Here is a 19641-nt window from a genome sequence, read left to right as displayed (position 1 = left end):
CTGTAACATTATAAAAATTGAGTCAAGTCAGAACGTTACCACTTGGTGGTATAGCGCACTACTGGCACGATTTTGAGAAAAAATGAGTTAGCTAAGTGATCAATGCACCGTCTCCCTGTAATAAACTCCACTCTACCCGGTTGATCTGACAGGGTATTGGACTTCACGATATTTTGTACGCTTGACTACCAATCAAGTTAAACCAGATTCGCTTACTCTATATGCCTCCTACTTTCTTCAGACCCAGCTGCTATCCAGCAACGTCTTTTCCAGTTGAATTACCTTTCTTTCATTCGGGGCGATTCAGAATTTTTTCAGTCTGAAGGGGTTGCCAATTTTGCCGGGCAAACAAAAAACCCAGCATATTTGCTGGGTTATAATTTATACAAACTAATAAAAGAAGCTATTTTTATACATGATCTAGAACGGGATCTCATCATTCCAATCCACTTCTTCCTGTTCCGGTAAAGCAGCAGGCTGTACCGCACGAGTTGTTTTTCTCTCCTTATTGACGGATTGAGAAGGCTGTGGCTTCGGTGCGGGCTTATGCCCCACCTGCTGAGCAGCCGCCTGTTTTACATCGCCACGACTTCCCAGCATCTGCATCGTGCCACTGACACTCACCACCACTTCGGTTGAATAGCGATCCTGCCCCTGTTGGTCCTGCCACTTGCGCGTTTGCAAAGAACCTTCGATATAGACCTGAGCGCCTTTTTGCAGGTATTCCACCGCAATTTCTGCTAACTTGCCGAAGATCACCACCCGGTGCCATTCGGTTTTCTCCCGCAGCTCGCCGGTTTGTTTATCCCGCCAGTTTTCTGAGGTGGCCAGTGACAGTGTTGCCACTGTACCGCCGGTTGGCAGGTAACGGATTTCCGGATCTTGCCCCAGATTTCCGACTAAAATCACCTTGTTAATTCCACGTGAAGACATATCCATTTCCTCCTGGTTACACTGACTGACGCTGCGTCCAGCACCCCTGCTTCAGGGCAAATTCCGCCTGCTCACGGCAGGCAAAATATTCCACCGATTCACGGGAACACGGTTCCCCCTCATCCAGTGTGCCGATATAAAAGCCTGCACAGCTTCGCAACACGGTTAACGGTAACTGCTTATGGCAGTATTGCAGTGCCAGAACACCAATCGGTGCGATATTCATCTCTGTATCCTGTTGTCTTTGATAATAAAAAGACTGCCCTGAAACCTCAGGGCAAGTCGGTGGGATAAAAGGAATATCAGAATGAGTTTTCTGCATATTCGGTTTGTGCAGCACCGTTCTGCGGGGGGGTCGAGTCGGACTGTTCGGCCTGATACACTTTCTCCTGACCGATTTTAATCCAGTCCACCTTGATCAGACGGGCTTTCAGGCTGACGTGCTGTTCACCGGCATGATCCCCGCGTTTCAGGGTAAAAATATCGGTGGAGGGATGACTTAAGGTAAAGCCCAGCAACACTTTTTTGTCCTCATCCACCGATTTCTGGCAACGACCCACCAGACTGGTTGCCTCCTTACCGACCACGGTAATATCAAAACGCACATAGACCGGATTATCACTCGGGCCATTTAACGCATTGATCACGCAGCTCAGGAACGTCCCGTTGGCGGTGCTGACATGGCGGATATTATTCAGATAGCCCAAGCCTTTAATATTCAGGTTGAAATAGTCGTTTTTGGTTAACGATGTGGTGTTCTCAGACATACGATGTTCTCCATGGAGGTCAAAAAATAAGGAATGACGGAGAAAACCCCATCCCTGACGGGAAAGATTTTCCCCGCCGGGCGTCAGACGTATACGTTGCTGACGTTCTGATAAAGCATAATGAACCTTCATTGCCATTGGGTTGGCAATATCTGCTTCCAAAGGTGGGCAGATGTACCACACAGTGTGTACTCCCTTGCAGGCTACGGAAGTTTTACAGCCACCCGGAGGCGATCGTTACAGGCTCTCCGATCATTAAAGAAACAGGCTGATTTTTCGCGCATCCCATCAAGGCGTCAATCAACAATCAGATCTTCAGACTTTCTGATTTGCCCGCCTGGCTTTGCGCGATTGCGTGACCGCTTTATCATTCAGCATGCCTTTACAGGCCGGATAGTTCACACAGCCCCAGAACGGCGAGGTTTTTCCCTGCCGTTGCCGCATCCGCCCGCCACAGTTCGGGCAGGCCGGGGTTTTCGGCAACGTCAGATGAAGCGGCTGTGTTTTACCCCGCCCGACCAGATGCAAAAGCCACTGCGCCTGTTTTTGCATAAAAACCGCCAGTGATGCTTTACCCTGCGCAATATCCTCCAGCGACTGCTCCCATAACGCGGTCATACCCGGATCTGTCAGCACCGTTGGCAACCCGGCAATCAGTTCCTGCGCCAGCGGCGTCGCGTGGATCGCTTTCTTTTTCCGTTCAATCAGCCGGCGTTTAAACAAGGTGTCCAGAATGCCGGCCCGGGTTGCTTCCGTCCCTAACCCGGCACTTTCTCGCAAGATTTGTTTCAGTTGCGGATCACTGACCAGACCGGCGGCATTTTTCATCGCGGCAATCAGCGTACCTTCAGTAAACGGTGCCGGCGGTTTGGTATGGCTTGCCTGAATTTTTGCCTCAATCACCTGACAGCGATCCCCCTGATTAAGGGCCGGTAGCGGTAGATCGGCTTCCTTTCCTTCCTCCTTTCCATGCTCTCCCGCCTCATCGGTAAACAGCGCTTTCCAGCCCGTCATCACATTAACCCGACCTTTTACCCGGAATAATGGCCCGCCGATATCCAGCGTCACTTCTGTCACATCGGTTTCCTGCGTCGGCAGAAACTGCGCCAGATAATGCTGACGGATAAGCTGATAAACCTTTAACTCATCGGTCGTTAACCGGCTGATATCAAAAGCATGACGCGTGGGAATAATGGCATGGTGCGCCGTGATTTTTGTGTCATTCCAGACCCGGGATACGAGTTGTCTATCCAGTTGGCTGATAACAGCGGTCATCGCCGGATCGGTTCGCACCAGCGCGGTCAACACCACCGGAATATCGGCCTGCATGGACATGGGCAGATAGCCGCAATCCGTGCGCGGGTAAGTCGTGGCTTTATGGGTTTCATCCAGTGCCGACAACCACAGCCGCCTGACCGGACCGGTGAAATGGCAATACTCCAGCAACTCACGCGCAATCACTTCGCCTTCACGGTCGGCATCGGTGGCAATAATCACCTCATCCGCCTGTTTCAATAGCTGCTGAACCACTGCAAACTGCCCGGCGGTCTCTTTTTTTACCGACCATTGCCATTGAACGGGCAGCACCGGCATCACCTCCATGCGCCACGGCGGGCCAAATTGCTCGCCATAGTGTTCGGGGGCAGCCACCTCCAGCAAATGTCCGATGGCCCAGGTGACAGTAATGCCGGAGCCGAAGAGAAATCCCTGTCCGCGCTGTTTCACACCCAAAACTTTGGCAATGTCTTTGGCCTGAGCGGGTTTTTCACACAAATAAAGCTGCATTGCATCCCCTTCATTAATTGGGTTCAACCGAACGTAAAGGTGGGGAGAAAACCGAACGCCACTTACCTGACAAAATATCGGGATGCGGTTCACCCAGCAGTTTAATGGCCTCAAGTCCCGCTGGGGTTTTCTCTGCAATATCCTGGCGAGTGACAACCAGTGAACGGTAAGAGCGTACAATGCCGTAAATCTGGCGAATGGCCCGGCTGCCATTGTGCAGAAAGGCATCCCGCTCTGCCCGTGAAATCAGCCCGTAATGGAAAGCCTGAAACGTTTTCATGGCGAGCTGGTCATAGCCGACCAGCAGCCAGACACCGCGATAGCCTAATGGCGAATGACTGTAAACCCCGATATTCAACGGCTCGACAGAGGAAACGGCGGATAAGGTGATCTGCTGGGGTACGGCGTTCAGGGTATCCTGCAAAGTGGCAATACTCTGCTGGAGATTGGCAGATGCGGCTTCCAACGCCTGCTCCAGCTTCACCAGCCAGGCATCGGCATACGGATTATCGGCGGCGGAATCCACACTGATATTACCGGCACGCTTAATGATCTGTGGCATTCCGAGGATCTCCGTAACCTGATGTGTCTTGCTGATGTCTTCCCGTCGGCGTCCCGCCCAGAGCCGGATCGCATAGTGGGTATGTAATTCAATCGTTAACGAGGATGTTAAGACACCGGCGCGTAAACGCGGCTGAGATGCGGTTTTTTTTCTGCATCAGACATGCACAAAAACTCCTGTTTGACCTTGATAAGTCAGTCAAACTATTAAGGCAAAGGAGGCGGTGACTCAATGGATAACCAGTTATGAAAAAAGAGAAAAATGATGGGTTTTATTCACTGTCAAAAAAGATGATTTTTTAGCCACTGTTGGCAGTGCCAACAGTGTGTATTTTTTAATCTTTGTTGGCACTGTCATTTTCAGAAGACGACTGCACCAATTAATAGGGCTTAAAGCTGAGTGTGCATATGACTTCTGATAAAATAATTTCAGAAGTCGACTGCACTAAACGTAATTATGCTCAGTACTCGTATGCACCGAAATATGTAATTTGAAATAGTCAACTGCACGAAATATCAAAAAACGGAGTTCTAGCGTTGGAGGCGACAGCGTTAACACTCTTCTTGTTTTCGAACACACACCATTTTTTTGCTTGTTATTTAGCCATCATTTCAGAAGACGTCTGCATTAAACACGATTATACTCAGTACTCGTATGCACTAAGTGTGAGGTGTGAGCATGTTAGACACACCACAAATTACCGAGCGAGGCGTGATGACCTTACCTGATAAGGTATGGCAAGAGGCCCGGCGCAGAAATGAAATCATTGAACCCCTAGCAGCGCTTAATACGGTCGGTCATCAAGCCGCTGATGCTGCTGCTCAGACATTGGGTTTATCCCGGCGGCAGGTATATGCTCTGATTAGCCAAGCCCGGCAAGGTTCTGGCCTTGTGACAGATCTGGCTCCGGGTCAATCTAACGGCGGCAAAGGTAAAAAACGCCTGCCGGAGTCAGTCGAAAGTATTATTCATGATTTACTGAAAAAGCGATTTTTGACTAAGCAAAAGTGCAGTCTGGCAGCACTTTGTCGAGAGATTGCACAGGCCTGTAAAAAGCAAAATTTGCCCGTCCCAACGCGCAATACGGTGGCACTGCGGGTAGCTGACCTTGATCCACTCAAAACAATACATTACTCAAAACAATACATTACCGAGAAGGCCAAGATGCAGCACGGGATCGACAAGGTGCCGGAGGTTTACCTCCCGCCGTAACGGCACCACTGGAACAGGTACAAATTGACCACACAGTCATTGACCTAATCGTTGTTGATACTTGTGATCGGCAACCGATTGGCCGCCCATATCTTACCATCGCTATTGATGTATTCACACGTTGCGTGCTTGGTATGGTGATCACCCTGGAAGCGCCGTCTGCTGTTGCTGTCGGACTTTGTCTCGCCCACATCGTTTGTGATAAGCGCCCCTGGCTGGAAAGGCTGGATATAGAAATGAACTGGCCGATGAGTGGCAAACCCAGGCAACTCTATCTCGACAACGCCGCTGAATTTAAAAGCGAAGCCCTGCGCCGGGGCTGCGAACAACACGGCATCCGATTGGATTATCGTCCTCGCGGGCAACCGCACTACGGCGGCATCGTAGAACGGATCATCGGTACAACAATGCAAATGATCCACGATGAATTGCCGGGAACCACCTTCTCCAATCCCAAACAACGTGGGGAATATGCTTCCGATAAGTTAGCCTCTCTGACATTGTCTGAACTGGAGCGCTGGTTTGCTCTGGCGATCGGCGCCTATCACGGTTTGATACACAGTGGTCTACTCCAACCTCCGGCAGCATGCTGGGCTGAAGCCGTGGAACGAATAGGCATCCCCGCTGTTGTCACGCACGCTACTGCCTTTCTGGTTGATTTTCTCCCCGTGTTCCGCCGCATTCTGACACGTACCGGCTTTGTTATTGACCACATTCATTACTACGCCGACGTACTCAAGCCCTGGATTGCCCGACGTGAAAATTTTCCTGCATTTCTGATCCGGCGTGACCCACGCGATATCAGCCGTATTTGGGTATTGGAACCCGAGGGACAGCATTATCTGGAAATCCCCTACCGTGCCTTATCCCACCCGGCCATTACCCTATGGGAGCAGCGGCAGGCGTTGACAAATCTCCGCCAACTCGGGCGGAAACAGGTGGATGAATCGATGTTATTTCGCATGATTAAGCAAATGCGTGAAATTGTCACTACAGCACAAAAAGCGACACGCAAAACCCGCCGTGATACAGAACGACGCCAGCATCTCAAGGCACCACTGCCACCCAATGAACCCGTTTTACCCAAAATAGAGATAACTGACCAACAGGCAGAAAATCAGCCTCTGGCCAAGCCATTCGATCAAATAGAGGAGTGGTAGCTGTGGACGAATATCCCATCATCGATTTATCCCATCTGCTGCCAGCGGTACAAGGATTGGCTCAATTGCCAGCAACTGAGCGTATTCAACGTATCCGCACTGATCGCTGGATAGGCTATCCACGAGCGCTTGACGCATTGAACCGATTAGAAACCTTGTACACTTGGCCTAATAAGCAACGCATGCCTAATTTGTTACTGGTTGGCCCAACCAACAACGGTAAGTCGATGATCATCGAAAAGTTCCGGCGTGCACATCCAGCCAGTTATGACGACAATCAAGAGTACATTCCAGTATTGGTTGTGCAGATGCCGTCTGAACCTTCGGTGATCCGCTTTTACGTCGCGCTGCTCGCGGCAATGGGTGCACCATTACGACCGCGTCCCCGACTACCCGAAATGGAGCAACTGGCACTGACATTGCTACGTAAGGTCGGTGTTCGACTATTAGTGATAGACGAACTGCACAACGTTCTGGCAGGTAACAGTGTCAATCGGCGAGAATTTCTCAATTTATTACGCTTTCTTGGTAACGAACTCCGTATTCCGCTGGTTGGTGTTGGGACACACGATGCCTATTTAGCGATCCGTTCAGACGATCAATTGGAAAATCGATTCGAGCCGATGATGTTACCTCTGTGGGAGGTCAACGATGACTGTTGTTCATTACTGGCTAGTTTTGCCGCTGCGTTTCCGCTGAAGCGACAATCACCGATTGCTACACCAAACATGGCACGTTATCTGCTTACCCGATGCGAGGGGACAATCGGTGAACTGGCACACTTGCTGATGTCGGTTGCTATCGCGGCTGTAGAAATTGGGGAAGAAGCTATCAATCATCGTACACTCAGCATGGCAGATTATAATGGCCCCAGCGAGCGACGACGCCAATTTGAGAGAGAAATGAGGTGAAGCCAGCACCACGCTGGCCATTGCATCCAACTCCAGTAGACGGTGAATCTTTATCTTCGTGGCTTCATCGGGTTGCTACCTGTTACCAGATGAGCGTTCATGAACTGCTGGAACACGACCTTGGACACGATCAAGTCGATGATCTAGATATAGCGCCACCACGTTCGCTATTAACAGCGCTCTCACTTCGAAGTGGTGTCGAGTTAGAGCGACTGCACTCTATGAATTTTGCCGGTTGGGTACCGTGGTTGTTGGATAGCCTCGACGATTTAATTCCTTCAGCGTTGGAAACTTACGTATTTCAGTTTTCGGTATTATTGCCGGAATATCGCCGCAAAATAAGGTTAATTGCAAGCTGGCGAGCTTGGTTGCCCAGCCAGCCCATCTATCGGGCTTGCCCACATTGTCTGAACAATTCAACGGTGAAACCTATATTACTCATATGGAAATTGCCTCTTATGCTGAGTTGTCCGTTGCATGGTTGTTGGCTGGAATTCTATCAGGGGCTTTCAGGGCATTTTTTCGGCTGGGAAAATACAGATATGTTGCCACGTACAGCCAGCAATGCTATTGCGGTGATGGATAAGCGTACCTGGCAGGCATTGGCTACAGGGTATGTGGATCTACCACAACGCCGAGTCCATGCCGGTTTATGGTTTAGATTGCTACGTACCTTGCTGGATGAACTCAATACACCCATTTCACAATGTGGAACCTACGCTGGTAATCTCCGTTATGTTTGGGAACGTTGTGGTTATCCGTTTCGCGCAGGGCAAAGTTTATGGAAACCCTATGAGATTTTGAATCCGGCAGTACAGTTAAAAATGTTAGAAGCAGCGGCGATGGCAATGAACCTAATCGAATCAGAGATATTGAATCCATATGGTAAACAGGCAGACTTGTTCTTACCCGAACCGCAAAGCGATTTTACCAACGGCCTGCCAACAAATGGAAATAAACGCTCTCTCAATCCCTGGCAAAACCTCACCGATGCGCTTAATGCAGCCGTTGCTGAGGCACGACACAATCCCGATACAGCTCGTTCATTGTGTGACCCTGAGTCTCTGGAAAAACTTCGTACCTTATTTGTTGAGGTAGGTATTCCGTTGGAATTTGTGTCACATTTTAACCCAGATGAACCTTTTACGAGTCTTAGAATAAATGACGGATTAAGTGACAAATCTTGACAGTCCGCGTTTTGGCATTCATGTCATTTTCAGAAGGCGATTGCACATTCTGTCAGAACCCGGCTGCACTTATTGCTAGGTTTATATGGCAAATCGTCGAGCCGTAATTCTGATAGGCAATGGTCTGCCACTCCTTGTTGGATGGTCAACACCTACGATTTTGATTTGGCAATCTGTGGTATGTCTGACGCAATGCCCAAACCTCGCATTGGTGCACACGAGTATTGAGTATAATCAAGTTTAGTGCAGTCGTCTTCTGAAGTTACTTTATCAGAAGTCATATGCACACCGGTCGTTATGCCCTGTTAATTGGTGCAATCGCCTTCTGAAAATGACACACGAAAGACATCATTTTGCCAACGTGGCAAGGTCATCCGATGGCCGTAGGACAAAAGTAAAAGGGAGAAAAATTTCCTATAGTTGCCTTATGGGGTTTTCTGACCATAGCCCCGATTTATTCCCTTGCTCCCTCTTAGCCCTTGCTACGTCTGGCTTTCAACGGAAAAATCGATTTTGAATAGCACTTGATAAAACGTGATAACCTGTTGAATATAGTTTTTTTTATTTTTTAAAAAATTCATGTAATCCGTTTGGCTACCTTTGGCATCATTCCTGTTTATTCTTTCTGTCTTGACCTATACGATTCAATGTGTCAATGAGGGTTGTTCTTTTTACACCAAAATTATGGCAAATAGCAGCTTTGGACATACCGTCTTCCAATGCGGTAAGATTGCGCCAGAGCACCAAACACATGAAACAATAATTCACCGGATGGAATGCAACAAAAACAAAAGCATTAATATTCAAAAAGTTATTGAATTACTATTGATGAGTGCAGAAAACGATATTTACCTTGAAAACCTGTCGTAGCAAGAGGAGTGGGGGAACAAATGGGGGCTATGGTCGGAAAACCCCTTAAAGTCAAAACACCCCAAGCAGTAAATAACTGGTTGTCTGATGGAAATCAAAGCAGGCTTGCCAGAAAGTGGCAGCTATCCGCAGAGTAGCAACTGGAAAAGTTTGTCAGCTTACCCCTTGGATAGAAATTTATGCGGTTCAGACGTAGAACCCGTAAATACTTTGTTAAATAGTAAGTGACAAACGTGACAAAATTTTGGACGGTTCCCGCTTATTACCCCGAACTGCGCAGCTGTGACGCTCGCCCTGAAAGGGCGCTACGTTCAACTCCGAGGCTTCTTAAGTTTTTTTAATTAGAAATCGGCCACAAAAGCCTCAGCCAGTATCAATGCATTGCATTTTTGCATTTTCTTATAAAATTTATCTTCTGATTTCAGAATCTCACGTCTACTAACACTTGAATATGACGTGTTATTTGCACATGCATACGTTGTTGAAAATTGAGTATGAGTCCCTGATGGGTACATGTGGGGATATGGGTCAGGGTTTGCTGCTGAAGTTATCTCTTGGTAATGAGCGTTATCTTCAACTCCAGATGGTACAGGTATACCATTTACGATTCGATACAAGGTCGCTCTACGTATCTGTTCCCTTGAGATCCCCCCAAAAGCAACATATTCATGCTGATCGCCGAAATCATCAAGAGCCTCAAGGTAACCAGAGTCCGTTCTCCCCCATTCCCTAAATGAAGTCTCCACGCTATAAAAATTATCAGTCGGTCTTACCTCATAAAGATAAAATTCCGTTCCATCCCCCTCTTCAGCCGCAGAAATATCAACAGCCACATCAGAATCAGTAGATGTTGCTACAAATGCAGAGGTGGGCGCCCCGCCATGCCCACCTAAACTATCAGCTTCAACATGTTCAAGTAAGTTATCATTCTCCCCCCACGGATGAAACCCCATCTCAAATACCCCACCAGGTCCAGTCGGGGCCCGGCTATCACTTCTGTAAAAAAAAGTCTGCGCCAATAGATTTGGTGAGAAAATAATCAAGAAAAATACTGTTAGTATTTTCATCAAGCCACCAATTAATATAATAAATTTATTTCGCCCAATGCACCATTCCCATCGCACTGAGCTTGTAATCTACTGGAAGTGATATTAGCCAGAGTTGCGTACTTAAAAAATCTCTTTCCGTCTTCTGTATTCAGGCCGTATTCATAAGTGAAATCCCCATAAAATAGTCCCTTCCCTTGAGCAAGGTCAACTCTGTTTACATCTTCACCACCCCAAGTTGGATATATACCAGTCACCTTACTATCGATATAAACTCCATTAGAATTTCTATCCCGACATGATGTCTGGTTAGTAGTAAAGAACGTTATATTAATGGCTCCATGCTCTGGAACGCCGCTTTCTGCTAAATTCAAGCACCCTCGACCATTACAGGTTGCATCAGCTACGAGTATATCTTTCCCACTTGTGCAAGGGGAATTTATTATTGTGAACCATGTTGAACCACTTTTAAAATGCCTAAACTCTACCGTACATGTCTTGGCACGATAATACTTTGCATAGCTAGGTAAGGGATTGGCATGAACGTTCCACGTGACAAACTTGGGGCCACCAACACAAGAAAATATGGTATCTTTATCTTCTATTTGTATTTTTTGAGATGTTTGACTTGGTTGAAGTGTTATTGCTGGATTAGGAACCGCCCAAATATACATGCATTCGGAACCACTCCCTTGTGGGGTATCTATAGTTATGGAGTAAAATTGGTTTGGATTGCTGAAAGTCACATCATACCATTGTGATGCATGAGCTAGTGAAGATAGCAAAAACAAAAGAGAAGCGCAAAACTTTACCTTTCTCATATTTCCCACCATTTAATGGTTAATTTTAACGGAGGCAAACTGATTACCCCCCTGACAATAAATGGTTATTTTATTCCCTGATATATACGCCAGCATAACAATTTTATCTATAGCTTTCCCTGAATCCGTGTTTATAGGGTATGTTTTATTGGTTAGCTGCGGAAAATCGGCCCCGTCATTAGCAGTAAAGTGAATTTGCGTGTATCTCCCGCTACTGTCTAGCCCGTAGCTTTTCACGACACCTGTGGGCGTATTACCAGAATTACATGTGGTGGATGACATTGACTGGCCCGAGAAAAATAGCATTCCGACCATCAATAAACTCAATATATATTTCATAATTACACCATAAATAATAAATATAAGTGCCTTATTGTCACAATAACAACGTGATGAAAACGCCGATGAGATCACACTCTTGGCTTTTCCGGCCACTCCGGTTTCTCAGGCTCTACCCTGTTCACCAGTACGCTGTACTTCTTCCAGGCTTCAAGGCTGGCTTTCTCTTCGCCGGTTGCCATGTTGTGCTTAACGGCGCGTTCCAGTTGGTTGCGGTAGGAATAGGGGTTTGGGGAGTAACGGAACAGTAAACGCCGTTAAGCGGTCATTTTAAATAGCCAAAAATTAACCAGCCAATTTACTGTCATTTTCAGAAGGCGATTGCACCAATTAACAGGGCATAACGACCGGTGTGCATATGACTTCTGATAAAGTAACTTCAGAAGACGACTGCACTAAACTTGATTATACTCAATACTCGTGTGCACCAATGCGAGGTTTGGGCATTGCGTCAGACATACCACAGATTGCCAAATCAAAATCGTAGGTGTTGACCATCCAACAAGGAGTGGCAGACCATTGCCTATCAGAATTACGGCTCGACGATTTGCCATATAAACCTAGCAATAAGTGCAGCCGGGTTCTGACAGAATGTGCAATCGCCTTCTGAAAATGACAGTTGGTCTCAAAGTATTGACTGGACATGGCGCAGCTATCGATACCACAACAGACGCTGGTAAGCTGGTCTTCGGTATTTTCGCAGCGCTAGCTGAATTTGAACGTGAGTTGATCTCTGAACGCACTCTGGCAGGTTTGGCATCAGCACGGGCACGTGGCAGAAAAGGCGGGCGGCCATTCAAGATGACTGCGGCCAAATTACGTTTGGCGATGGCCGCGATGGGGCAACCGGAAACCAAGGTGAGTGAATTGTGCAAGGAACTGGACATTAATTACCCGGCAGACACTGTACCGACATGTATCACCGAAAGGGGAATTACGTCCAGATGGATTGAAATTGCTTTCACACCCATGATATCAGGCTCTTCAATAATCCTCTTTTTCCTCCAGAGAACCCTTCCGCCAACATAAGGCGGAAGGGTTCTCTGGAGGAAAAAGGGTTGATCGCTAACCTAGATTAAGTAGAGCGGTTGACTAACATAGAAACAAGATCATCTACAACCGCCTCCGCCTGTTTGATTGAATGAGCTAATCTATGATCGGCAAACTCGTCGTACTCAATGGCTGCTTCATGAACATCAGTCACACCAATGTATGCAAAAGCGGTGCGAACAGCTCTTTCTACGTGGTTATGACTGCCGAGGCGACTGCCCGGTTGGTACCCGTAATCACCTCGTGAAGATAGGATGATCAAGCGTTTTCCAGCACCTGCCAACAGGGGCCAATAAGGTTCACCATTCCGGCTTCGATCAAATCCGAATGTACGCCCTACCCGCACTATGTTGTCAATATAGGCCTTGAATTGTGCAGGAGGCCCAAAGTTATACATTGGTACGCCAGCTACAATAAGATCAGCGCGTATCACTTCGTCCACCAATATATCACTCATCCTAAGCTCCTCTCTCATCCAATCTTCACGAACATGTTCGGGTGTAAAAGCGGCATGTATCCATTTTCCCGTAACAGGCGGTGGCGCTTCCTGACCTACATCGCGGTAGAGCACTTTTGTTTCGGGGTGCAATGCAATCCACTGTTGTACGAAACGTGAAGTTAACCGACGTGTATGCGAGCCGTGGGAAATTTCGTCAGAACTGCCATAGCGTGCACTGGAATCGATGTGTAATAACGTAGTCATATCAATTGAACCCTCATAGATGAAATATATTCAAGTGCAGTCAGTTTCTACTTAATATTTCTGTCTAACAAACGATATATTTTCAACCAATAGATGAAATGATATCATCCATGTATGGCTATACGACTCCCTTCCTTGACATCACTTCGTGCCTTTGAAGCTGCTGCACGTTTACGCAATTTTAAGAAGGCTGCAGAAGAATTATCTGTTACCGCAACAGCGATCAGTCACCGTATCCGCGTCTTGGAGGAATATCTCGAACGCCCTCTATTCCTGCGCAAAGTTCGGGCAGTTGAACTGACACAGGATGGGCTGACTCTGTTTTCTGCGGTGTGCAGTAGTTTTGAAACCATTGCTGTTGCCATTGAGCGTATACAGAAACCACGTCGGAAGTCAGTAATGTTATCCACGACTCCTGCATTTGCTGCAAAATGGCTGATACCCAGGTTGGCATCCTTTCAGAAAGCACATTCCGACATCGATCTGCATATTCATGCATCCAACACTCCGGTAAATCTCAATACCGGTACAGTCGATTTAGCGATTAGGTATGGTCTTGGTCATTACCCGGGAGAGGCTGCTACGTTGCTTTTGGAGGATTATTTCGCACCTGTCGCCAGTCCAACTCTCCTGAAGACGATAAATCAGGATGTATCACAATGGCCTTTAATTCATTTCGAATGGTATCATTCTCTGCCTGTCGATTTAACATGGAATACTTGGGCTAAAGTCACCGGACTTAATCCATCAGATTTGTCCACCGGTATTCGGTATTACGAGGAAAGCCATGCTATTCAGGCAGCTATCGCAGGTCAGGGGGTGGCTCTGCTGAGTTTACTATTGATCGAGGAAGAACTACGCCTAGGGTTACTGCAGGTTGTTACCGAAACATCTCTAAAAGGCATGGCTTACCATGTTCTCAAAAGCAATCAGTATCCCGTATCTGAGGCAGCTATCATCGTGGAGAACTGGCTGCTACAAGTTGCTCACCAGAATCCAACGGACATATAAAGATTAATTTTTAGACTACAACTACTAGTAGATACTAATGTGACATTGATTCAGTTATGAGTATAAGCCATCCACTCTAATTAATTGATAAATTGATTATAAAAAAGTAGATTAGCACCATCTGATTTCTTATCTTTTTCTTTCAGTAGGTTACATCGTAGTCGGTAAGCGAGAGACATTATGAGCAAGACACTATGTTTATTAATTATACTTATTTCTTCTTATTCTATGGCAAGTGATAATCTGAATATTCAGGTCATTGATGATTTAAATACCCAATCAATACATGCTGTTGATAACGTATATAAAATATCTAAGTGCATGATAGATTTAGAAATAGCAGGAATGTCTGGAAGCAAGGAATATATAAAACTGTATAATAAGTTTTATGATGAAATCATTCATTATATTAATATATACAGTAAAAACAAAGAAGTATATGAAAATGCATACTTGTCAAACGTCCCGGTGACATGGAGAACAACGATAGATGCTAATAAGTTACCGGTTGATATATTAATAGGTAGACTGTTAGAAATAACTTCTGATATGGAAATGAGATATGTAGGTGATGTTTTCGCTCGGAATAGGACAACCATTCCAGAATCCGCAGGTCTGGACGCCTATAATACTGCACGTTGTTTCTTATTTATTAAGTGAATTATCATATACGGTATCTATATAAAACAGACAGAATCAAACGTTGCTTTAGTTAATCAGTTATACGAAGAGAGAAAAATCGATAAACTTTATTCGCGCTAAAGAAGATTATTCTTCACTCACTGTTGGCAATGCTAACAGTGAGTGAATTTAATACTACAATACACGACCATATCGACTTAATACCAGGGGGAGCTATTGCACTTGTGATTCAACCTTCAAAGAAGAGTGGCATTTATGTTAATTCAAGCAGGACACAAACAGCAGGAGTCGCAATAAAAATAAAAACTAATACTATTCGTTGGTATTTAATGTTAATAGTTTCACCTAACCCTTTTTCTGCACAAAAATCAACTAAACAAAATAAAACCCAATATATAACCAACGTTATAATCATGACTATGATTTCAATACTTATCTTTAATTCCCAATACACAAAAGTAGCGACTAAGGGGCCAGTAAGTATACCTATACAGGCTGACGAGAGTGATCTGCCCGTAGCGCTTTGTCCAGACAACTCAATACGGTCTGTGCCTGTTCAGCGGGCAGCGCCTGCAACTGACTGGTCAGCATCGTTACATCATCCGATTCCAGTTGTCGGCACAGCCCTTCCGGCAGAAAAAACGCGGATTGCGGATCGACGTATGTTTTTTTATTCACACTCTGTGTGAAAGAACGTACATAACAGTTCGGTTTAGCAGAATCACGATAAGGCGTTGATTTCAGACTGAGTTCGGCATCCGAATTCAGTGTATTCTGCCCTTTTGGAAGACTCAGTTCGGTTTCCGAACCCGGCTTAATTTCCCTGAGTTCGGTTTGATGTTTGCCTTGTTGAAGCGACTGACGCATCACGCGTTGCTGCGGTGTTTGCACCGCATTCAGCCTCTCTTCCAGCAAACGGATATGACTGTGGCGATGACGCATCAGCAGGTCTTCTTTGATATCAGTCAGGACATCTAAGTATTCTAATGCCTTATCCTCGAGCTTTCTTCACTAATGCGACAGAACCGAATCACCACGCATCCGGCCCAACCCACAGAGATGTAATATAGTGATTATTATCGCATTCGGCATAAATTTTTTGGCCACTAGAAGCAGCAAAAATTGCCGTTGAAAGCAGGGATTTTCCTGCATCAGTATTGTTTAAATGAGCTGCCCAGAACCAGCTCTGACCACTTTTATTTTTAATTGTAAAGGCCAACCAATTTTTATTTCCCCCATATCCTGTGGAAACGGAAATAATATATCCTGTAATGGATTCATTGCAGTTTATTGCATCATTCTTACCTGTAGAAACGGAGATATTTGGCTTTAATTGGCTGCCAGTTATCTTGTCTCCATTCCCCTCCGCTGATACACTGAAAGCAAAAAAACAAAATAATACGAACAAATAAATTGATTTCATAGCAATTCATTCCTTTTTAATTAATGTATATTCACATACAGAGAAAGAAATAAGAAATATAAGAGTCTCACTATTATGACAAGCTGTTTAGAACTGTCGCTTCGTCTAACCAACTCTTGATACAAAGTATTCTCGGATCCTGAAAATTTTATTCATAAAGTTTTTACTTCTATAAAAATTTATAGCTGTAATTATTATGTTCTTGCCAGTTTTAGTTAATTTATTCATATGTAATGTATTCAATTTTCCAGCTTATTACTTTGGGTTGTGATGTACAGGCACTAAAAAAACCATTATTAGTTTCTACGGTAAACGCACGATCAAGATCTGGTTTAATTTCCATGAAAGAGGGGCCTGTACTATAGTAACAACTTGAATCAACATATGAAATTTTGGCTATGCCACTACCTTTATTTTCAAATTTCATATTATCAGTTGATGAGAAATTTGTTATTCTTAACATTGTGTCGTTTTTTTCTGCACCTCTAGCACTTATGGTGAGCTTCTCGTCATTGATTGATTGGTCATCATGTATGATTAATTGGAATTTATTATGTGACGAATAGTCTCCGCTGGAACAGGCGCTTTCACTTCCATCGCATTTTAAACTCAGATTGACCTGACATTCACCCTTTCGGGTAAAGGTGGTATGCCACTGACTATAAAAGATAAGCTCTATCTCGTCTGTGGTTTTAAGTTCAACTGTACAAATCTTAACTTTTGGTTTTGGCTTAGGCGCGGAATTACTCAGCAATATACTGACAATGGGCACCATTGTTTTTGCTAATGGGTGAACAATATTATAATCACAGTCTGCATTATTTGAACGATCAAAAAATCTAGAAACTTGATTGAAACGATCACAAAAACTAGAAACCTGATTGAATAACAATCTTCTTTCATGTTCTGATATAGCAATATTATTAATATTTAATGGCCTATCAAGCTGTTGATGCAAAGTTAGTAAAAAATAAATTGGATATTCAAGCATTACTGGTGCTTGTGGAACACTACTCTCTAAATCTCTGTATACAGCAAAATTATTTAACCTACTAAACATCGGGTGAACATCTGTACTCGTAAGGTTTACCCCCCGGAGTACATCATCAGGATGACCCAACCCTAAAGCATGACCCATCTCATGAAGTACAAGCGCATATGTAAAAATTTCTGCATACCTACTTAAATCAAAATCACTCCCCATTGTGGTTTCCCAAGTGTCGTAAAGCCTGTCAGATACAGCAATGGTAGGCACAAAATATATTCCTGGTGACGTAATGCCATAATTAAATCTCATCTCATCATATTCATAGTAAATAGGCATAGCAGTTATTGCGTCTAAATATCCAAGATAGTAATCAGGCCTGGTTCTATCTAGCATAGTAGGCAACATAGTTTGTAGAATAAAATTAGGTTGTTCCCCCTGTTGAAATTCCCTGATAGTAAAATAAGAATTCAGCACATTATTCCAATATGCTGCAGCACGGCGCATAAGTGGTGCGATCCGAATATCAGCTCGGAAATCGTCATATGTATATTGTATCGATAAATTTGGGTCGGGCAGACTATATCTTATTGTATTTCCGTAAGCCATTATGGGATTATAAACATTACCTTCTGTATCAAAAAAGAAACCGACAACCGAACGCCTTGGATCACCTTCGGGTAATGGCTGGCCAAATGCCATGAAAATAGATGGTAAAAATGATAACATTGCAATTATGGCAATAAATATTTTCTTTATTAAATTCATAATATTCTCCCATTATCCTTTTACCAAGCATCTGGCCCAACCCATAAGGAGTTAATATTTTGGTGATCTCCGACCGCCTCGCACTCAGCAAGAATTTTTTGCCCACTAGCGGCAGCATATGACGCCAGTGCTTGTATGGATTTACCTGCATCTGTATTGGCATCATACTGTGACCAGTACCATTCGGGATTTTTTCTATTTTTATCAACCACGGTAATAGCGATATAATTTTTTATCTTCGGGCCTTTGTTATAACCTCCATACCCAATAGCAACAGAGACAACATAACCGAGGTAGGAAGACTGAGCGGTACATTTTTTTCCTTGCGCAAGTTGAGACGATTTTTCGTTGGTGTTAGGTTTTATTTTATAAATTTGGGTAAATGCTGCTGAAAAAAAACTTAGGGTGAATAAAATAAAAACTCCTGACAATATTTTTTTCATGATATTCATAAATAAGTCTCCGTTTTAATTTTATTAAAAATTTGTGTTATTGGCTTCACCTCATGGTCTTTGTAAAAACGGGAACGGAGCAAGTAACAAGTGGCAAGTGGCAAGTGGCAAGTGGCAAGTGGCAAGTGGCAAGTGAAATACGAGTGTTATCGTCTTTTGTACGTTCAATATAATTGAGTAAGCACCGAAGATAATTCGGGCTATGCTGGTGTGAACTGCCAAGGTGAGACAAAGGTGTCGAACAAGCCTGTAATTCGTGTAATTCCTGCATCCAGGTGTGAACCGATAGTTGCATTTGACACCTCTTCTTATGTTGAGGAAGAGAAGAAACCTATCATAACACACAAACATAGCTAAATAATGAATTTTTTTTAATGGACTTATAATGAAGAGTGAGTCACTAAACTGGCTCAATTTTTCCATTGTGTTTAAAAACAGGTTCTGTTGCATTAAAACAATTATCTGAAGTGGTCAGTTGAAAGTGGTCACTACATTCACGTTTTTCTAGAATCATTATAACGCTCGCTTCACGCCCTGAGACATTCGACAAGCTTTTTATTCTTTAAGTAAAGGCGAATTTCGATCTTTGAGTGCCAATAAGTATTTTGCTTCGTCGTAATAGGTTCTGGTTTTCCAACAGTGGTAAATTATCCTTATCCATTTAAACGCCAGTACTCGGATTGCGGATTGATGAGACTTTCCTTTTTCACGTTGCCCCTGATAATACAGTTTGGCCCAGTATGATGATTTAACTGTCTTGGCAGCCCATTCAACAAACGTCTGCCTGACGAACTTGGCACATTGCCATCGCCAGTGTACCCACGATTTCTGACCACTTCGCTCGGTTACCAGCGCGATGCCTGCGTAGTTTTGAATTTCTTCTGCACTGTTAAAGCGGTTACGGTTATCGCCCAATGCCGCAAGCATTCGTGGGCCCATGCAGGACCCCATACCGGGTGCCCCGCAAGGAGAAACCTTGTCGGCTGACTCTGATTTATTCAACAAAGCCCCCTC

General features: G+C 44.7%; 15 protein-coding genes and 5 pseudogenes. 6 read left to right on the top strand and 14 right to left on the bottom strand.

Annotated elements, in window-relative coordinates:
• Window positions 1–420 precede the first annotated feature (420 nt).
• From ssb to AAY47_RS07385, 5 genes and pseudogenes are all read right to left on the bottom strand, one after another.
• On the bottom strand, window positions 421–933 hold the full coding sequence (ssb, locus tag AAY47_RS07405; RefSeq protein WP_047768398.1) for a single-stranded DNA-binding protein: 513 nt from the start codon (window positions 931–933) through the stop codon (window positions 421–423).
• A 16-nt stretch (window positions 934–949) separates the two neighbouring features.
• Entirely contained in the window at window positions 950–1159 is a 210-nt protein-coding gene (locus AAY47_RS07400; protein WP_047768396.1) for a hypothetical protein, read from the bottom strand.
• Window positions 1160–1235: 76 nt separating this feature from the next.
• Window positions 1236–1700 (bottom strand): STY4534 family ICE replication protein, encoded by a 465-nt coding sequence (locus AAY47_RS07395; protein WP_047768425.1) that lies wholly within the window; start codon window positions 1698–1700, stop codon window positions 1236–1238.
• A 315-nt stretch (window positions 1701–2015) separates the two neighbouring features.
• Entirely contained in the window at window positions 2016–3485 is a 1470-nt protein-coding gene (locus tag AAY47_RS07390; protein ID WP_047768394.1) for a DNA topoisomerase, read from the bottom strand.
• A 13-nt stretch (window positions 3486–3498) separates the two neighbouring features.
• Window positions 3499–4197, bottom strand: a pseudogene (locus AAY47_RS07385) (PFL_4669 family integrating conjugative element protein); the annotation flags it as partial.
• Window positions 4198–4725: 528 nt separating this feature from the next.
• Here AAY47_RS07385 and AAY47_RS07380 point away from each other — a divergent pair.
• The 3 genes and pseudogenes from AAY47_RS07380 (at window position 4726) to AAY47_RS07370 (ending at window position 8517) form a co-directional block, all read left to right on the top strand.
• A pseudogene (locus AAY47_RS07380) lies at window positions 4726–6419 on the top strand (transposase).
• Between the two features lie 2 nt (window positions 6420–6421).
• Entirely contained in the window at window positions 6422–7330 is a 909-nt protein-coding gene (locus tag AAY47_RS07375) for a TniB family NTP-binding protein (RefSeq protein WP_047768392.1), read from the top strand.
• Complete coding sequence (locus tag AAY47_RS07370; protein ID WP_047768391.1) at window positions 7327–8517, top strand: TniQ family protein; 1191 nt, start codon at window positions 7327–7329, stop codon at window positions 8515–8517. Before AAY47_RS07375 ends, AAY47_RS07370 begins: the two co-directional genes overlap by 4 nt.
• Before the next feature lie 1211 nt (window positions 8518–9728).
• On the opposite strand, the gene AAY47_RS07360 is transcribed toward AAY47_RS07370, so the two are convergent.
• From AAY47_RS07360 to AAY47_RS20525, 3 genes and pseudogenes are all read right to left on the bottom strand, one after another.
• Entirely contained in the window at window positions 9729–10454 is a 726-nt protein-coding gene (locus AAY47_RS07360; RefSeq protein ID WP_047768387.1) for a scabin-related ADP-ribosyltransferase, read from the bottom strand.
• Between the two features lie 11 nt (window positions 10455–10465).
• A complete protein-coding gene (locus tag AAY47_RS07355) occupies window positions 10466–11254 on the bottom strand; it encodes a hypothetical protein (RefSeq protein WP_047768385.1) in 789 nt (262 codons plus the stop codon).
• Between the two features lie 410 nt (window positions 11255–11664).
• Window positions 11665–11799: pseudogene (locus AAY47_RS20525) on the bottom strand (tail fiber assembly protein); the annotation flags it as partial.
• 412 nt (window positions 11800–12211) lie between these two features.
• Between AAY47_RS20525 and AAY47_RS23160 the strand changes: the two are divergent.
• A pseudogene (locus AAY47_RS23160) lies at window positions 12212–12566 on the top strand (recombinase family protein); the annotation flags it as partial.
• A 102-nt stretch (window positions 12567–12668) separates the two neighbouring features.
• Here the strand turns inward: AAY47_RS23160 and AAY47_RS07340 are convergent.
• Complete coding sequence (locus AAY47_RS07340) at window positions 12669–13346, bottom strand: FMN-dependent NADH-azoreductase (RefSeq protein WP_047768381.1); 678 nt, start codon at window positions 13344–13346, stop codon at window positions 12669–12671.
• 114 nt (window positions 13347–13460) lie between these two features.
• Between AAY47_RS07340 and AAY47_RS07335 the strand changes: the two genes are divergently transcribed.
• Window positions 13461–14357 (top strand): LysR substrate-binding domain-containing protein, encoded by an 897-nt coding sequence (locus tag AAY47_RS07335; RefSeq protein ID WP_047768379.1) that lies wholly within the window; start codon window positions 13461–13463, stop codon window positions 14355–14357.
• Between the two features lie 180 nt (window positions 14358–14537).
• Entirely contained in the window at window positions 14538–15017 is a 480-nt protein-coding gene (locus AAY47_RS07330; RefSeq protein ID WP_047768377.1) for a hypothetical protein, read from the top strand.
• A gap of 468 nt (window positions 15018–15485) precedes the next feature.
• Here AAY47_RS07330 and AAY47_RS07325 read toward each other — a convergent pair whose 3' ends face one another.
• The 5 genes and pseudogenes from AAY47_RS07325 to AAY47_RS07305 form a co-directional block, all read right to left on the bottom strand.
• Entirely contained in the window at window positions 15486–15941 is a 456-nt protein-coding gene (locus tag AAY47_RS07325; protein ID WP_235428312.1) for a hypothetical protein, read from the bottom strand.
• 88 nt (window positions 15942–16029) lie between these two features.
• Entirely contained in the window at window positions 16030–16422 is a 393-nt protein-coding gene (locus AAY47_RS07320; protein WP_047768375.1) for a hypothetical protein, read from the bottom strand.
• Between the two features lie 220 nt (window positions 16423–16642).
• Window positions 16643–18175, bottom strand: coding sequence for a hypothetical protein (locus AAY47_RS07315; protein WP_047768373.1), 1533 nt, complete (start codon window positions 18173–18175; stop codon window positions 16643–16645).
• A gap of 20 nt (window positions 18176–18195) precedes the next feature.
• Window positions 18196–18627 carry a hypothetical protein gene (locus tag AAY47_RS07310; protein ID WP_047768370.1) on the bottom strand — a complete coding sequence of 144 codons (432 nt, stop codon included), beginning with the start codon at window positions 18625–18627 and terminating at the stop codon, window positions 18196–18198.
• Between the two features lie 555 nt (window positions 18628–19182).
• A pseudogene (locus tag AAY47_RS07305) lies at window positions 19183–19584 on the bottom strand (IS110 family transposase); the annotation flags it as partial.
• Between the last annotated feature and the right edge of the window lie 57 nt (window positions 19585–19641).

It is taken from the genome of Xenorhabdus griffiniae (assembly GCF_001028135.1).
Lineage (GTDB): Bacteria > Pseudomonadota > Gammaproteobacteria > Enterobacterales > Enterobacteriaceae > Xenorhabdus > Xenorhabdus bakwenae.
This window is presented reverse-complemented; position numbering and strand designations above follow the sequence as displayed.

Bases quoted from the DNA above. Each gene is read 5' to 3' on its own strand.
- ssb (WP_047768398.1), bottom strand. From the start codon at position 933: ATGTCTTCACGTGGAATTAACAAGGTGATTTTAGTCGGAAATCTGGGG.
- AAY47_RS07400 (WP_047768396.1), bottom strand. From the start codon at position 1,159: ATGAATATCGCACCGATTGGTGTTCTGGCACTGCAATACTGCCATAAG.
- AAY47_RS07395 (WP_047768425.1), bottom strand. From the start codon at position 1,700: ATGTCTGAGAACACCACATCGTTAACCAAAAACGACTATTTCAACCTG.
- AAY47_RS07390 (WP_047768394.1), bottom strand. From the start codon at position 3,485: ATGCAGCTTTATTTGTGTGAAAAACCCGCTCAGGCCAAAGACATTGCC.
- AAY47_RS07360 (WP_047768387.1), bottom strand. From the start codon at position 10,454: ATGAAAATACTAACAGTATTTTTCTTGATTATTTTCTCACCAAATCTA.
- AAY47_RS07355 (WP_047768385.1), bottom strand. From the start codon at position 11,254: ATGAGAAAGGTAAAGTTTTGCGCTTCTCTTTTGTTTTTGCTATCTTCA.
- AAY47_RS07340 (WP_047768381.1), bottom strand. From the start codon at position 13,346: ATGACTACGTTATTACACATCGATTCCAGTGCACGCTATGGCAGTTCT.
- AAY47_RS07335 (WP_047768379.1), top strand. From the start codon at position 13,461: ATGGCTATACGACTCCCTTCCTTGACATCACTTCGTGCCTTTGAAGCT.
- AAY47_RS07330 (WP_047768377.1), top strand. From the start codon at position 14,538: ATGAGCAAGACACTATGTTTATTAATTATACTTATTTCTTCTTATTCT.
- AAY47_RS07325 (WP_235428312.1), bottom strand. From the start codon at position 15,941: ATGCGTCATCGCCACAGTCATATCCGTTTGCTGGAAGAGAGGCTGAAT.
- AAY47_RS07320 (WP_047768375.1), bottom strand. From the start codon at position 16,422: ATGAAATCAATTTATTTGTTCGTATTATTTTGTTTTTTTGCTTTCAGT.
- AAY47_RS07315 (WP_047768373.1), bottom strand. From the start codon at position 18,175: ATGAATTTAATAAAGAAAATATTTATTGCCATAATTGCAATGTTATCA.
- AAY47_RS07310 (WP_047768370.1), bottom strand. From the start codon at position 18,627: ATGAATATCATGAAAAAAATATTGTCAGGAGTTTTTATTTTATTCACC.